The 16,365-nt window shown below is 35.4% G+C and carries 17 protein-coding genes; 8 read left to right on the forward strand and 9 right to left on the reverse strand.

Annotated elements, in window-relative coordinates:
- Positions 1 to 29: 29 nt before the first annotated feature.
- The 5 genes from BTO21_RS02220 to recR all read left to right on the forward strand — a co-directional run bounded on the left by BTO21_RS02220 (position 30) and on the right by recR (position 4,573).
- The gene (locus BTO21_RS02220; protein WP_045027106.1) at positions 30 to 464 is read left to right on the forward strand and encodes a YbaN family protein; all 435 of its coding nucleotides are present in this window, start codon (positions 30 to 32) and stop codon (positions 462 to 464) included.
- 126 nt (positions 465 to 590) lie between these two features.
- Entirely contained in the window at positions 591 to 1,136 is a 546-nt protein-coding gene (gene apt / locus BTO21_RS02225; RefSeq protein WP_045027108.1) for an adenine phosphoribosyltransferase, read from the forward strand.
- Between the two features lie 285 nt (positions 1,137 to 1,421).
- Positions 1,422 to 3,605, forward strand: coding sequence for a DNA polymerase III subunit gamma/tau (gene dnaX, locus BTO21_RS02230; protein ID WP_045027109.1), 2,184 nt, complete (start codon positions 1,422 to 1,424; stop codon positions 3,603 to 3,605).
- Between the two features lie 35 nt (positions 3,606 to 3,640).
- A complete protein-coding gene (locus tag BTO21_RS02235; RefSeq protein WP_045027111.1) occupies positions 3,641 to 3,970 on the forward strand; it encodes a YbaB/EbfC family nucleoid-associated protein in 330 nt (109 codons plus the stop codon).
- A gap of 3 nt (positions 3,971 to 3,973) precedes the next feature.
- Entirely contained in the window at positions 3,974 to 4,573 is a 600-nt protein-coding gene (gene recR, locus BTO21_RS02240) for a recombination mediator RecR (protein WP_045027113.1), read from the forward strand.
- Between the two features lie 91 nt (positions 4,574 to 4,664).
- On the opposite strand, the gene BTO21_RS02245 is transcribed toward recR, so the two are convergent.
- The 9 genes from BTO21_RS02245 to BTO21_RS20020 form a co-directional block, all read right to left on the reverse strand.
- Positions 4,665 to 5,213 carry a regulatory protein ToxS gene (locus BTO21_RS02245; RefSeq protein WP_045027115.1) on the reverse strand — a complete coding sequence of 183 codons (549 nt, stop codon included), beginning with the start codon at positions 5,211 to 5,213 and terminating at the stop codon, positions 4,665 to 4,667.
- A complete protein-coding gene (locus BTO21_RS02250; protein WP_045027117.1) occupies positions 5,204 to 6,082 on the reverse strand; it encodes a winged helix-turn-helix domain-containing protein in 879 nt (292 codons plus the stop codon). Before BTO21_RS02250 ends, BTO21_RS02245 begins: the two co-directional genes overlap by 10 nt.
- Positions 6,083 to 6,458: 376 nt before the next feature.
- Positions 6,459 to 7,217, reverse strand: a complete 759-nt coding sequence (locus BTO21_RS02255; RefSeq protein WP_045027118.1) for a F4 family fimbrial subunit — start codon at positions 7,215 to 7,217, stop codon at positions 6,459 to 6,461.
- A gap of 34 nt (positions 7,218 to 7,251) precedes the next feature.
- Entirely contained in the window at positions 7,252 to 7,986 is a 735-nt protein-coding gene (locus tag BTO21_RS02260; RefSeq protein ID WP_045027120.1) for a F4 family fimbrial subunit, read from the reverse strand.
- A 193-nt stretch (positions 7,987 to 8,179) separates the two neighbouring features.
- A complete protein-coding gene (locus BTO21_RS02265) occupies positions 8,180 to 8,701 on the reverse strand; it encodes a DUF5462 family protein (protein ID WP_045027122.1) in 522 nt (173 codons plus the stop codon).
- Positions 8,702 to 8,826: 125 nt separating this feature from the next.
- Positions 8,827 to 9,513 carry a fimbria/pilus periplasmic chaperone gene (locus BTO21_RS02270; RefSeq protein ID WP_170064493.1) on the reverse strand — a complete coding sequence of 229 codons (687 nt, stop codon included), beginning with the start codon at positions 9,511 to 9,513 and terminating at the stop codon, positions 8,827 to 8,829.
- Positions 9,503 to 11,857, reverse strand: a complete 2,355-nt coding sequence (gene pefC / locus BTO21_RS02275) for a PefC/AfrB family outer membrane usher protein (protein ID WP_045027125.1) — start codon at positions 11,855 to 11,857, stop codon at positions 9,503 to 9,505. Before pefC ends, BTO21_RS02270 begins: the two co-directional genes overlap by 11 nt.
- Positions 11,854 to 12,411 carry a fimbrial protein gene (locus BTO21_RS02280; protein ID WP_045027126.1) on the reverse strand — a complete coding sequence of 186 codons (558 nt, stop codon included), beginning with the start codon at positions 12,409 to 12,411 and terminating at the stop codon, positions 11,854 to 11,856. The genes pefC and BTO21_RS02280 overlap by 4 nt, the downstream gene beginning before the upstream one ends.
- Positions 12,412 to 12,496: 85 nt before the next feature.
- Entirely contained in the window at positions 12,497 to 12,643 is a 147-nt protein-coding gene (locus tag BTO21_RS20020; protein WP_170064494.1) for a hypothetical protein, read from the reverse strand.
- Positions 12,644 to 13,262: 619 nt separating this feature from the next.
- On the opposite strand from BTO21_RS20020, the gene BTO21_RS02285 reads away from it, so the two are divergent.
- The 3 genes from BTO21_RS02285 to tnpA all read left to right on the forward strand — a co-directional run.
- The gene (locus BTO21_RS02285; protein WP_045027128.1) at positions 13,263 to 15,029 is read left to right on the forward strand and encodes an EAL domain-containing protein; all 1,767 of its coding nucleotides are present in this window, start codon (positions 13,263 to 13,265) and stop codon (positions 15,027 to 15,029) included.
- A 271-nt stretch (positions 15,030 to 15,300) separates the two neighbouring features.
- The gene (locus BTO21_RS02290) at positions 15,301 to 16,212 is read left to right on the forward strand and encodes an IS1595 family transposase (RefSeq protein ID WP_105026675.1); all 912 of its coding nucleotides are present in this window, start codon (positions 15,301 to 15,303) and stop codon (positions 16,210 to 16,212) included.
- A 45-nt stretch (positions 16,213 to 16,257) separates the two neighbouring features.
- The coding region (gene tnpA / locus BTO21_RS20395; RefSeq protein WP_420874931.1) for an IS66 family insertion sequence element accessory protein TnpA at positions 16,258 to 16,365 on the forward strand (108 nt) is incomplete at its 3' end.

Here is a 16,365-nt window from a genome sequence, read left to right on the forward strand (position 1 = left end):
GTTAAATGTATTGCTTGAGGTGCTAAACCTTGAATAAAGAAGTCGCGGTGAAAAGTCGTATAATACGCTATCTTTTAGTCGTTATTGGTTGGCTTGCTGTCGTTTTGGGTGTAGTGGGGATTTTTTTACCCTTATTGCCAACGACGCCATTTTTATTATTGGCGAGTGCATGTTTTATGCGGGGCTCACCGAGGTTAAATCAATGGTTACATCAACACCCACAACTTGGGCCAATTTTAGTGAATTGGCATCAACATGGCGCTGTCACAGCAGTTGTGAAGCGACGTGGAATAATAATGATAGTGCTCAGTTTTACCTTCTCAATTGTGATGGTGCCTTTGTGGTGGCATAAAGCAATGTTGCTTATTGGTATGGCGGTTTTGTTATACTGTTTTAATCGCTTGCCAGTGGTCGAACTCCAATCTGATTCAGCGTCAGTTGCCGAAGCTGACGAAAACCCATAAAATGCGTACTTATCACATAAAAATACAGCTGTTGTTAACGGCTTTATTTTTATGCTTTCGTCTGCAATCTGCAGGCTTTAACTTGAGATTACTCTGTTTGTAGTAAGAGTAAGTACGGAAAGAATGATGAACCAAGAAACATTAGATCTAATTACTAACAGCATTAAATCAATTCAAGATTATCCTAAGCCTGGTATTCTTTTTCGTGATGTCACTAGCCTAATGGAAGTGCCAGAAGCGTATCGTGCCACTATCGCTATTTTGGCTGAAAAATATCAAGATCAAGGCATCACTAAGATCATTGGTACAGAAGCTCGCGGTTTCTTGTTTGGCGCACCATTAGCATTAGCACTTGGGGTCGCATTTGTTCCTGTACGTAAACCGGGTAAATTACCGCGTGAAGTGATTGCTGAAAGTTATGAACTTGAGTATGGCAAAGATACGTTAGAAATTCATAAAGATGCGATTGTTGCTGGTGATAAAGTGTTACTTGTCGATGATTTATTGGCGACGGGTGGTACCATTGAAGCAACCACTAACTTAGTGCGTCGTTTAGGCGGTGATGTTGCTGATGCAGCGTTTGTGATTAATTTACCTGATATTGGTGGTGAAGCCCGCCTACAAGGTTTGGGGCTTAACGTTTATTCTATTTGTGATTTCCCTGGTCACTAATTTGTTATTAGCCACACCATCTTATTATCTCTTGTATATTAAGGTGATAGTTGGCTAATCATTGGGCGCTTACTCTAGCGCCCTCTCGCTCACTAAAGGGCACTATGCTAGCATTGATACTGAGTTCAATGTTTTACACATCTTATGACTATTTCGTTTATTTTCTTTGTTTTATAATGGTTGATATCGGTTACTATCATTATTGCTATGATGGCGAGAATAAAAGAAAGAGTGGCGAGTTTCGTTACACCAGATACAGTCCAGATTGATTAAGGTTATTTATAAATGAGTTATCAGGTTCTGGCCCGGAAATGGCGTCCCTATCAGTTTGCAGATGTGGTTGGACAATCGCATGTGTTAACGGCGTTAGGTAATGCCTTAGAACAAAATCGGCTTCACCATGCTTATCTTTTTAGCGGTACACGTGGGGTAGGTAAAACTACAATTGCACGTATTTTTGCGAAAGGGCTAAATTGTGAGCAAGGCATCACGTCTACACCGTGTGGTAAATGTACAACTTGCCGTGAAATCGATGAAGGGCGTTTTGTTGATCTGCTAGAAATTGATGCTGCATCACGCACTAAAGTTGAAGATACACGTGAATTATTGGATAACGTGCAATACAAACCTGCACGCGGGCGCTTCAAAGTTTATCTGATTGATGAAGTGCACATGCTTTCGCGTCACAGTTTTAATGCGTTATTAAAAACGTTAGAAGAGCCGCCTGAATATGTAAAATTTATTTTGGCGACGACAGATCCTCAAAAACTGCCCGTAACGATTTTATCGCGTTGCTTACAGTTTCATTTAAAACATCTCGATCATCAGCAAATTCATTCACAATTAGATAAAGTATTAACAGAAGAAAAAGTTGTTTATGAAGCGCGCGCGTTAGCATTATTAGCGCGTGCCGCTGAGGGCAGTATGCGTGATGCATTGAGTTTGACCGATCAAGCGATTGCATTGGGCAATGGTAATGTCAGTACTGAAACTGTCGCAGCAATGTTAGGTACATTAGATACCGATCAAGCGTTGTGTTTACTTGAAGCTGTAGCAACTGCTGATGCTAATACGGCCATGGCCAGTTTGCAGCAGTTAGCATCGATTGGTATTGAATGGGACAGTTTATTACGTGAACTGTCAGCACAATTACACCGTGTTGCAATGTATCAAGCGCTGCCTGCAAGTTTAGATGATAGCTTGCCTGATGCCGAGCGAATTAATTTACTCAGTCAATTAATGACACCCCAAGACGTACAATTGTGTTATCAGATTTGCTTACAAGGTCGTCAAGATCTTTCGTTTGCACCTGATGGTCGTACCGGCTTAGAAATGGTGTTATTGCGAATGCTTGCTTTCCGCCCTGTGAGTGGCGGTAGTATTACACCACAAGCTATTATTGTGCCAAGCAGTCAGCCGACATCGTTAGCGGCACCTGCTAATACACCAGAGAGTGGTGTATCACGCGTACAAGCATTAAAAGCACAAATGCAAACGCCAGTAACAAATAACGTACCGTTAGCAGCGATGCCAACCTCAGAACCGCAGCGAACACCACCTGCGGTTTCGATGCCGGCTTCGATGCCTATGTCTGAGCCGCAATCTGTTCCGGTAGTACCGTCATTGCAATCAACACAATCATCGGTACAACCTGAACCCGCATTGCAGCCTGCGCCATTAACACCGCCGCCAGCGCAACCACAAACGACTGTTGCTCCAACACGACCATCAGCGGCATCTGGGTTGTTAGCTGCGCGTAATCAGTTACGTAGCCAAACCAAACGTGGTCAAGAAGGGCAAACAGCAGCGACATTGCCAAAAAAGCCCCTAACGGCGCCAGCTAAAAAAGTCGCAACCTCAGTGATGGATCGGATTGCGAATAAGCAAACGGCAATGCCATCAATGAAAGCCAATGCGATGCCGGCGTCGACAGCTTCCAGTCATGTAGCTGAAGATGATGAATATCGCTGGAAGCCAATGGCAAAGCCAGCCGCAGAAACGGTGGTTAAACCTGAGTTAACACCACGGGTATTGAAGCGCGCTTTAGAGCATGAAAAAACGCCAGAGATGGCGAAATTACTTGTCAATGAAGCGGCAAATCAGGATAGTTGGGCGCAGTTAGTGACTCAGCTTGATGTGCCAAAGTTAATTCAACAATTAGCATTGAATTCTGCTTTTGAACGTAAAGATGATCACATTACATTGTATTTACGATCAGCGCAGAAACATCTTCAGGCTGAGCGAGCGACGGCACAATTAAATAGCGCCTTAAATGATGTATTGCACACACAAGTACAGTTATCGATTGTTTTAGGCGAACAAGGGCAGACACCCTTGGAATTACGCGAAAGTTTGTATCAACAAAAAGTGCTACAAGCGCGAGAAAGTTTAGCGAACGATCCTAATGTTAACTTCATTTGTCAGCGTTTTGCTGCACAACTGGATGATGACAGTATTAGACCCGTTTAGAGATTTTTAACCAGACCCGATAGAGAGAGAAGAGTATGTTTGGTAAAGGCGGTATGGGCAACATGATGAAGCAAGCGCAGCAAATGCAAGAGCGCATGCAAAAGATGCAAGAAGAAGTTGCAAGCATGGAAGTTACTGGTGAATCTGGTGCTGGCCTTGTTAAAGTAACGATTACTGGTAGCCATAGCGTACGTCGTGTTGAAATCGATGAAAGCTTAATGGAAGATGATAAAGACATGCTTGAAGATTTGATTGCAGCGGCATTCAATGATGCTGCACGTCGTATCGAAGAAACACAAAAAGAGAAAATGGCAGGCGTTACCGGTGGTATGAATTTACCCGCTGGCTTTAAGATGCCTTTCTAATCAATGCGAACCAGTCATTTACTTGAGCATTTGATGGAAGCCTTACGTTGTCTGCCTGGCGTTGGTCCTAAGTCAGCTCAGCGTATGGCTTTTAATTTGCTACAACGAAATCGTCAGGGTGGCTTACAGCTCGCTGACGCGTTAAATCAAGCCATGACTGAAATTGGTCATTGTCGTGATTGCCGTACATTTACGGAAGATGATATTTGCGCTATTTGTGATAATCCTCGTCGTAAAGAAAATGGCATTATTTGTGTGGTCGAAAGTCCTGCAGATATTGTAGCGGTAGAGGCGACGGGGCAATTTTCAGGGCGTTACTTTGTTTTAATGGGCCATTTATCACCACTTGATGGTATTGGTCCGGCTGATATTGGTCTTGATACACTAGAGTTTCGTTTGCAAAAAGAAGTAATTAATGAATTAATTTTAGCCACCAACCCAACGGTTGAGGGTGAGGCTACAGCCCATTATATTGCTGAACTTTGTCATGAATATGATGTACCTGCGAGTAGAATTGCTCACGGTGTACCCGTTGGTGGCGAGTTAGAATTAGTCGATGGCACCACGTTGTCGCATTCTCTTGCTGGACGGCAGCGATTGTAACTATGGTTATGATTGCGATAAAAAAAACCGCGTTCTTTGAGCGCGGTTTTTTATTGGTTGTTATTTAGTTATTACTCATCAATAAACAGTGTTATTTGGTTGAGAACAATACTTTTGAACCATGAGTCAGGCTAGTTAGCAGCAAGGTATGTTCATTGATGACATCAATGCGGCGACTTTCTTGAGCGTTCATTCTAAAGATATCTTTAATAATATTGAGTTGTTTACTATCAAAATCATGGTTTGAACCCGAAGTGATATCTTTAAATTCTAGTGGTTCAGTTAACAAATAACCGCCACTGACATCCCAACGACCGGATTCGGAAATATGAATCGTTAGTGGTTGTGGCTGATCACTGTGTAGCTCAAGAATAGTGATGCGTGAATAAGTATGGTTTGGTAAAAATACCATATTACTATTTTGTTTTACTTTGCGTAGCTGTTGCAGTGAATCTTGTGGTAACGACTCTATCTGACTAATAGTAGTACTTTGCCATTCACGTGACATCAATAATTGTTGTTGCTTGTAATCCGTTGAAAAATAGACCCATGAGCAAACGATAATAGAACTTATCAGAATCAGCAGTGGCCAGCATTGACGTAATAGACGCGTTAATGAGGTTGAGGCGGTTAGCGACATAAGTTCGAATTATCCTTATCACTAGTGAGTAAACGTACGGTTACGTTTTCTGCTGGCATCTTACTATTATGTAAGTAATTTAAATACAGCTGGTTGTTTTGACCACCAGTGACAATAATTTCAAACGGTTTTTGATCCGGGTTCTTGTGGTATTGAATATAATTGTGAGCACAGGTTTTTATCATACTATGCCATTGTTTTATATCAGGGTTATTCTTGGGTGTATAAATTTTCACCCCGTCAACATCAAATAAAGGAGTAAACGCCGCAGATTTGGGAGGCATGCTGATGTTAACAATAATCGGTAATATAAAAGCAATGATCAGTGCGAGCCAACCTTTCCACGAAATTAAGGTTGATTTACTCTCAGTGGATGATTTTGCGTGTTGAAAATAGACTGGCGTCGAAAGGTTAAGCTGCGATTCTTTGCGCGGCGAAGAGAGTATCGGTTCAAATTCAGGCGGCGTAGAAAGAATCGCGGGCTCATTGATATCGATATTGGATTCTACCGGTGGTTTTTGACAGATGTAACCTTCCACACTGGCAATCATTTGATAGCCACGTTTAGGGACAGTTTTAACAAACTCTGGTGATTTAGTTGAGTCTTTTAAGGCTTTACGCAAGGTTGAAATCGCTTGTGTAAGGCTTGAATCATCAACTTCGAAACCTTGTTCGCGCCATACATAATCATGAATTCGTTGGCGAGTAATAATTAGGCTAGGATCTTCAATGAGCAAACTTAAAGCTCGACTTTCATTGCTACCAAGTCGAGTTAATTCATTATTATCACATTTATCTATTAAGCTGTTATCATTAGGATCGAAAATAAAACGATTTCCAATCAAATACTTAGTTGCATTTGCTGTCATTGGTTTAGCCTTGCCAAGGGTTTTATATAAACAGTATTTTATATGTTTTTTCTGAATACTGTCTGAATCTAAAAATATAAAACCGTTACTCAAAAAATATAAAAATAAAAAACATGTTATTTTAGGTTGAAATCATACAGTTTGACCATATTTATCTTTAAAATAACAACAAACATTTTTTTAAAGTTGAGTTTGCATTGTAAATTATTGATTTTTATTGGAAGGAATAGCTTAAAAGTGAAGTAGTTATCTTATTTACTAATCTGTTTATTTAGATGAGGTTTTTTTACTAAAAAGAATACGGATAATAATCTAAAAGATATAGATTGCCTATCGACTAATAGGCAACCTATTGATATACAAGTTTAAATTACTTTTAACTTATCGTTACAGTTATTGGTAAAGATGCTGTCCAACTCGATGGAATAGAAGCTGAAGGAAACGTGAGTTTAATATTATTCACTGAAACTGATGTTACGCTAGCCAACCAAGAGATAACAGATGACTCAGGTGCTGTAGCTGATTGAATAGATTCAATAAAATCTGAGGAAACTGCCCCTTCAGTTGTAGTTATATCACCTAAAACTATGGTTTGTGCTATCATGGCTGCTTTGATTCTTTGTTTGATTTCTAATGAAGTATCTAAGTATACAAGATTGGCTGTTTCATTTCCTGGCACTTTAAATGCCATTGCTGATGCTTTAAATACATTGAGCGTAAGAACTCCATTTTCTCCATTCTTGCCTAACGCATTTATCTGAACACCGAATGGTGCACCCTCAGGTATGGGTGTACCTCCGACAGCAATTCGTGGAATAATCGATTTTTTGCCATCTACGACTTTTTGGGTCTTACCATCAAGAATATATAATGTTCCTTTGCTCGAGAAATTGAATATAGTATTACTGTTAATCGCTATTCCCTCAGCTTTATCTATCGTCCAATCCTGAGCAGCAGCAATTGTCTCTGCCGGAATCTCCCAACCCCAGAGCGGTGTTGTATCGACAAAAGAACCACTTATTGTCAATGAACCACTTCCGCCACTACCGATAGGGGCTTCAGTTAGTGCAGCATTTGCCATGCTCATCAAAAATAATGGTGTCAAAGTCGTTGCAATCAGCAATGTTTTTTTCATTTTTTGTTCCCTCAAATTTAATATTATAAACAATTTATTTCATTGTAACTGTAACGGGTAAGATAGTACTCCATGTGGATGGAATTGAACCCTTAGGAAAAGTCAAGCTGTAATCGCTGATTTTTACTAAATAGCCACCAGATAGATTTTTATTTACTACTTTAGTAAATTCTGTTTCCGCCTCTGAAAAAGACCCGCTACCTTCAACTAGCGTCGGATAGTTAGTTGAAAAATTAACCTGATTTGCAACAACCGTTTGAGCTTCTACTGCGCCAAATTTCTGCCCACTGCTATATACACCACCTAGAAACCCTTTTACTTTAAGCGACATTTCTCCAGCTGCAACATCACCGTCTGATATATCCTTACCGTTAGCAACTAATTTAATAGTTTGTAAGGTTCCATCTAAAGTGGTGGCACTATCAATAGGCCCAACTTTAATCAGTGGTGTGACACCAATCCCACCCTCAGAAATCGGAGATTTCATAAAGCCCTGAATTAAATTAAGTGCTGGTTTACTTGGGAATGTCCATGTTGTATTGGAATCAGCGACAACGCCATCCCTTACATCTACGATCCACCCTGTTGCTGAGGATTTTGTTTCTTCTGGAATTTCCCACATCCAGATAGGTGTCGTATCAGTAATTGTACCGCTAAAATCTAGCTGCCCAGAGAAATTACCACTTGTACTTTTTAACATTGCTGCATTAGCAGAACCTGCCATTAATAATGTTGATAAAACTGATGCAGCCAAGAGTGTCTTATTCATTTTTAATATCCATTTATTAATATACAAGATCGTTCCAAGCGTATTAAAATATACAAACACATATATGAAACGATAGTGTATTTATAGTTTGAATTACATGATTTAATACATACAATTAAGTATGAGGAAGATAAAGAATATACTCTATTGTTATATTACCTTTAATAATAAAATTATCTTTTTATAAGATTTATTAGAGTTCACCTCCTTCAATATCTAATACAAAATTCAAATCACCACGATAATATAATGGAATGTGAATTTTTAATGGATTTACTATTTTAAGTTCCATCCAATTAAATTTTTTAGGTATGATTACTCTAATGGTACTACCAATTTGATCGCCTGTTATATTGACATGACGTCCATCCAAAAATAACTCTAATGCAACTTCTATATTAATATCGCCTTTAACTGTAGGTTGAGTTATAACAATAGAAATATCCCCATTATGGTTTTTATTTAATACGGCATTTTTAATTATTAATGATTTTACTTCAGTATTTAAGTCTGATTGTTTAACCGATACTAAAGTAGTATGACTTAATACTTTAGTAATAGAGATATATTGATTATTTATCACATCACCATTAACTGTACCTAACAAAATAGAATTTTGATTAATAATAGGTTGTGAAAAAGCTGTTCCCCTATGGATTAGACTTAAAATGATCAATAACAAAAATGTAGAAAAAAAAACCATGTTATTATTCATAATGATACCTATTTAACATTAAAGTAAAAAATAAAATAACAATTAAGTTAGTTTAATTTTAAATTGTTGGAGGTGACTTATATTTGATTCTACAGGTATTGTAAAATACAGTTTTATTTATATAGTTACTTAACTTGGTTATTTAATACATATGTTTCTAAACTACCATAATCATTTAATGCACTTACGGATTTAACGATCTTTCCCGTTATATTTACTTTATCTCCAGGCCTAAACATTGATAAATTATCTTTATCCATATTATTGAAAATTAAAGATTTATTTTCATTATCAAAAACGTCACTAATAGTAAATATATAAGGTGTGCTATTTACTAGCCATTGTTGTCCAGGTAAATGCTGAATAGTTATGTTTTTTTCAGCACCAGAACGACCTTCAATAATAGCTTCTGGACGGTAAATTAACTTAACTCGTGTGCGAATAGCCATTGATAGTCCATTTCCTTTATTAGCAGGCGGAATTTCTTGTAAATTTAACCAATAGATCGACTCCTTGTCTTTTGGCATATGATCCGACATTTTCATAATACGAAACACTTGCCGTCCTTTACCATTAATTTTGAAAAATGATGGTGTTGTAACAAACGTAGGACGTGTATCACTTTCAGTAATATTGTCGATCCATACCTGTCCACCGTACATTTTATCTGATTCGTTATTTGCTATTGCTGAAATAAAAGATGTATTACCATTATAAATATAACGTGTCACATCCAAAGCCAAAGCTGCATTAGCACTATTAGAGACTATTAAAGGAAGAAAGACTGCTAATAATATTTTTTTAATTTCCACATACCACCTCTTGTAATTCATGCGTATCTTTAATTACTGAACCCAAAATTTCACAACTACCTAAGAGAACACTAGTAGGTTTATCTATACTACTAATAAACAACACACCATATTGGGAAATAAACCCAAGAGGCAATCCTGTTGCTGAGCTCGCCCATGTTCCATTTGGAACAAATTGTCCATTTTTATCTTTTATTTGTAATAGATAACGTTTAACTGTTATTGAGCTAAAAGGCATATAAACAACAGCACCACTCGTAGGGACCACCGTTGCATTAGTTTTTAATAACTCTTTATTTCCAGGCAAAGTTGAACCATCTAATGTAATATTATTAATGTTGTAACCACTGATAGGTATAATTGCATTTCCTTTACTATTTGTTGAATAAGGAGAGGACATAAACTTTACACCTTCCGTATCTTCCACATTAGCAATTGCTATAGTATCAGTTGTATTTCGCGTAAAAATAACATCATCTTTTGTTGGTAATATAATGGCAGACCCTGAAACAGAAGCTGAGCCCATTATATTTTCCCCTGATTTAGATAGTTGAGCATTCAGGAGTATACGATCACCTCTATAAGTTGATTGCAAAGAATATGTAGAGTCACTATTAGGGTGTGACAATCCAACACTAGCAGAATAATCAATATTGTCAGTTAGTGTTGATGAAATACCGCTATTCATACTCATACTTCCATCATCGGTAATATTTACGCTAGCATAAGAATTATATTTACGACTAAATACATCAAAAGGTACCGACATCGATAATGATATCCCATATCCTTTATTATTACCTGTTTTCGAATAAGTACTCCCCAAGTTTAGATTAAACTGTTCGAATCGGGCTGATAGATTGCTATTAAAGCCTATATTCGTCTCATTATCTTCCCAATACTGTCGACGCCAACCTGATAAACCAATATCAATATTGTCAGACAGCCTATGAGTGAGGCTCAGTTCATATTGATTTTTTTGCTTCCTATGTTGTTCGTTTTGCTGTTGCCATGGCATAAAGTCGGAAAATTCAGTATAATTTTCTAAAGTATGAGAGCTAGCTACTTGAAAGCTTGTATATCTACTGAATGTTTTAGCGTATGTTAATAAAATTTTTGCGCCACTTCGTTTTCTACCATTATTATATTTACCATAAGAATAAGCTCCTTGAGCAGAAATAGCCCCCAATTCACCGAAACCTCGTACCCCTCCAAGACCCACATTAGTATATTTTCCATGTAGTAATGTACTTGACTTTAACGTATATTTTTCAAATCCATATCCATAAGATAATGCTGTAAAAATACCATCAAGTTTTTCCCTCCCTTCATCTTCTCTTAATCCTGCAAATATCCCGTACTCATATTCATCTGGGCTTAACATACTTGGTACGATTGTTAACGGAAATAACTGTTCTGAAACGGAACCATCTGATTCTGTCACTATCATGGTGACATCACCACTACTCAATAAGTTAGCATTTTTAATTTCAAACGGTCCCGGAGGTACAATTTCTGAATATACAGTACTACCATTTTGAACCAAGGTTATGCGTGCATTCGTTCGTGCGATGCCTGAGAATATAGGCGTGTATCCTTGCTTATTTGGCAACATAGCATTGTTACTGGTTAAACTTACACCTAATAGGCTTGCACTACCTGCTAATGAATTACTTATGAATGTTTTTCCTAACGTCAAATCAGCATTTAGTTTTTGTAAAGCACGAGTAGTACTAACCATGGGTACATGAATATCTGTTTGGCTGACATTCATGGATGTTGTTGCTAACCACTTTCCCATGTTTGCCTTAATGTCTGTTGCACCATAAACATCAACTCCCAATTTATTAACACTTGCATTGGTATTATAATTAAGACGAATGGCTGTGATGCCATAATCCCAATCAGAACGAATCGCTGATTTACGTAATAACCCTTTTTGCGGCAGAGAAAAATGAATATTTTGTGTTGAAAAATCAAAATCAACACGGCTATTAGGTTCATTTCCCAATATATAACACTGACGTTTTGCGCTAAACACTTTGGCATAGAATTGTGGTTCAATAGCAATTCCAGCATCATGTAACCACTCGTTACTTAAACATAGGCTGTCTTTATCTTCACTCGTAACGGTGATAATACGTTTCCCAAAATCTTTATCATTCAGTACTAAATCTACTAAATAGCGTCCAGGTGTGTATTTGTTATTTAAACTGTTCCAATAGGTACTATCAACTTTTGCCCCTCCTTGCAAAAAACTGAGATTTAATTCATCAGCTTCTAATATTGAGCTATAGCAAGCCAAGAGAATACTTACAGTAAAAAGTGAATAACTACTCATCATTGGTATGTCACCACTAACGATAACGATCCAAAATAGTCGCCCACTTCAGCATTATCCAATCCGTTAGCTGTTGCCATAAAGCCAAGTACACCTTTTGCTGCAAATTGGTTTGGATATGTTAACTGGTTATTATTCACTGTTATTGGATTACGATTATTTACTACCCCAATATCTGTAGATGAAATAGAAATACGAATATTATCCCCAGCACCTTTTGTAATAACACCACGTTTATCTAACTGCCTAAACGATTTATCTCCAAAAGTAAATGTCACAGAGTTATTACCAGCTAAAAATACACTACATCCTGGTACACTTGCCTTTTTTTCATAAAGCTTAATGGTAAAAGGTTGGCTTTTAGGTCCTCGATGATTTGATTTATTTTTGTCGTAAGTTCCGAATTCAATAAGTCCATGGCGAGAAGCACCACTATCAACCACTACCGAACATGCTGAACCAACTACATTTCCATTAATATATGTTTGACTTTTAAATGCTGTTTTTGATGATGCGAATGCTACCATTGGGATAAATAACAATATTAATTTTTTCAAAAACAAACCCTTGTTCTCTATGTTGATGAAACATAAAGATGTATATTTATGGCCATGAAAATAAAGATTAACTTCTATTAGTTAACTACAAACTTTCAAACTCAAGCAAATATTCGTCATACAAATAAAGTAACTCATTTATTTTTCCTTTATTGTTTTCTTTAACGGCTTTAACTAATTCTTTACGTGTTTTATCCATGTTTTTTTGTAATAACGCCCATTTCATTAGCATAGGATTGAATCCTCACTCACTGTAATAAATATGTTACTTGTACTGTATGAAAGAACTGCCAAGTAAGTTGTTTAAAAACGTATGTAAAGCTAAATTTCGTAACTATAGTATCAACGATAGCCCCATAAACAAATACAGATAATTCCTACAAAGATTAAACGAAAAGTTAACAAAAGATGTAACGAGTCCACTTAACTTTTGTGGCTATTTTGTTAGTTATTGTATTTTAAAGGTGTTGTATAAACTGGAAGATAAAATAAACAATACTTAATAATGAATTTATTTGGATGACTTCAACACTAAATATTTAATATTTAATATATTGATGGTTGTTGTTTTTGAAATGATATCGTGATTAAATCATTGATTTTTAATCAAAAAATAAAATTATTACGATCGCGACCAATAGATTGTACATAAAAAGAATTTTTATTAATGTGCATTAAATTTTGTACTGTATTAAAGTGCAATAAACTGAGATTTTTGTTGATAAACAGGAAAATTCTTACAACAAACTTCTTGATAACAAATTGGATATATATAGAATCATCTTAAGAGCCAAATAAAGCTATAATTAATTAATAATAGTAAAAATTGTTAATAATTTGAAATTAAGTCAATGAAAAAAGAAGAAATTAAATTAACTATGAAGATACTGATTATTGAAAATGATAAGGTTCAATCGGATAAATTGAAAAACATCTTATTTGAGCTAAATATTATCGACCTTACTATTCTTAATGATACGACTTTTATTATAAAAGAGTTACAGGCAAATAGTTTTGACTTCATTTTTTGTAATGCAGAAAGTGCTGATGTTGTAACTATATTGTTGAAGTTTGTTCGTAACAAAGAAACCCAGAACGTAATCATTATGAATTCGGGTAGTGAAAATATATCTCAGCTTATTTATGATATGTGTATTGAATTAAACTATAAATTTGTTTCCATTCTCTACAAACCATTTGATGTAGATTCATTAAAAAAACTATTATGTGGAGTAGATAAGAAAAAAAATCAAATCAATGTTGTAAAGGAAGAGAAAAAACTTTCAAATAGTGATGTTATTAAAGCTTTTAGTGAAAATTGGATATTTTTGCTATATCAACCACAATTTGATTTCAGAAATGGTGATTTATTAGCAGTGGAAGCACTCGCTCGCATAAGGCATCCAATTTATGGAGATATAGAACCTAAATTTTTTTTACCGATAATAGAGAAAATGGGTTTAATGTCACATTTGTTTCATCTTGTATTAGAAAAGGCAACATCGGCATTGGGAACACTCGGGTGTAATGTTAAATTATCTGTTAATATAACCAAAAATATACTTCAAGAAGATATCTGTGATTTTATTTTAAATACTTGTAGAAAAAATAACTTTCAATGTTCAAACGTTACGCTTGAACTAACTGAAGAACAAGCATATCGAAGAACTCCAAAGTTGCTTGCTAACTTAGCTCGGTTAGAGATAAATGATATAAAATTATCTATTGATGACTTCGGTACTGGTTATGCTTCACTTGAGCAATTAATTAATCTTCCAGTTTCTGAAATTAAAATTGATAAAAAATTTATTTCAGGAATATGTTATGATTATAAACGCCAACAGATGACTAAATTATTATTGTTTTTAGCTCAATCATTGGGAATTAACTGTGTTGCAGAAGGTATTGAAGATAAAGAAACTTGGGAGTATTTACGTGAATTAGGTCTAGATGTCTGTCAAGGGTATTATACAGGAAAACCTCTTCCTATACATGATTTGAAAGAGTTATATAATCTATTTATAGAAACGAAGAAAAATCAACCTTTAATTTACAAAAGTACAAAAATATTAATATTTATTGATAACTCTTTAAGTATGTTAGCCTTAGAAAAGTTATTATCTAAAGAACTAAAAGACGATTCAATTATTATTGCATCGAATACAGACTCTATTAACTATATTTTACGTGATTATCCAATAAATTATATAATATCTGATATATTATCAATTGATAAGTTAAATGAGATTAATTTGGAAAAAAAACTAAATAATAATAATGTTTCATTGCTGTTATTTATTGATAAGGATGAAGAATATTTCATAAATGATAAAAATAATATTATAAAAATAAGGAAGTCGGGAACATTACAAGAGGATGTGAAAAATATTATTTACAAAATACAAAAGAATAAATCAGAATTATATTCTGAATATGACTCATTATCAAAACAAGAAAAGCTAGTAACTAAACTTCTTATTGCTGGTTTAACAAATAAATATATTGCAAGAGAGCTTGATTTAAATGAAAAAACGATAAGTACATACAAAAAAAGAGTGCTTAATAAACTTAATGTTAAATCAACCGTTGAGCTTTATCAAATACTTGGAAATAGATGAAATTCAATTTTAAGCTATGGATTCATATAGAATAGCCATCAGTATTAATATGATATTAATCACCGAAAATCATAAACTATTGTAGTTGACTGTACTTTTTATGATAAATAAAATTTCGGTATTATATTTATTGTAATAATACATGTTCATAAATAATTTATGTAAAAAATAGTAAATTACAATTGTATATTAAAACCTGATTACCACTATTTAACAGCTACTGTTAAATTATCTCCTATACTTCAAGATATTGAAGTATAGGAGTGACGTTATGCCTAAGAACTTAATCCAATTTCAGAAAGACTTCTCTATACCCGAATTTATGCAAATGTACGGGACAGAAGTACAATGTAGGGAACGTTTATTTAATATTCGATGGAAAAATGGTTACGTTTGCCCTAACTGTGCTTCTAAAAGCTATTGTGAACTTAAATCACGGTCATTATATCAATGCAATAAGTGTCACCATCAGACGTCATTGACGGCCGGTACTTTATTTTCTCATTCAAAATTACCGTTAACTACCTGGTTTTTAGCTATTTATCTCATAACTCAAGATAAAAATAGTATTTCAGCATTAGAACTAAAGCGTAAATTAGGGGTTTCTTACAATGCAGCATGGAGAATAAAACATAAGCTCATGCAAGTAATGAAAGAGCATGATGATAATCGAAAGTTAGGCAATATCGTGCAATTGGATGATGCATATATTGGAGGTAAACAAAAAGGAAAGCGAGGGCGTGGTGCAGAAGGTAAAACACCCTTCGTATCAGCGATCTCTTTGAATGAAGAAGGTCATCCTATTTATATGCGGCTAAGTGTTGTTTCTTGTTTTAAAAAACAAGAAATTACAGATTGGGCAAAGAAGCATTTAAAAGAAAAAACATTAGTTATATCAGATGGTTTACCCTGTTTTAATGGTCTGGTAGCAGCCGATATTATTCATGGTTCATTACCAAAAAATGGTAAAGAACTTCATCAATATAAAGCTGCATTTTATTGGGTCGACACCATGATTGGTAACGTTAAAAATTCGATAAAAGGAACATATCACGCAATTAGAGAAAAACATATTCCTCGTTATCTTGGCGAATTCTGTTTTCGATTTAATTATCGGTTTCGAGTTGAATATATATTCAATACGCTGATTAAATGTAAGCGTCTAATTAACCACACATTCTAATTACAGCCTGCTTTTGTCATAGTTTTCCGATTAAAAGGAGGAACTATGACACAATTCGAAAAACATCAATATTGGACAGCCATCGTTAACCAGCAGCAAAATAGTGGTATTTCAATACCGCAATTTTGCAAACAGAACGATATCAATTACGCT

It is taken from the genome of Photobacterium phosphoreum (genome assembly GCF_002954725.1).
In the GTDB taxonomy this organism is placed as follows: Bacteria; Pseudomonadota; Gammaproteobacteria; order Enterobacterales; family Vibrionaceae; genus Photobacterium; species Photobacterium phosphoreum.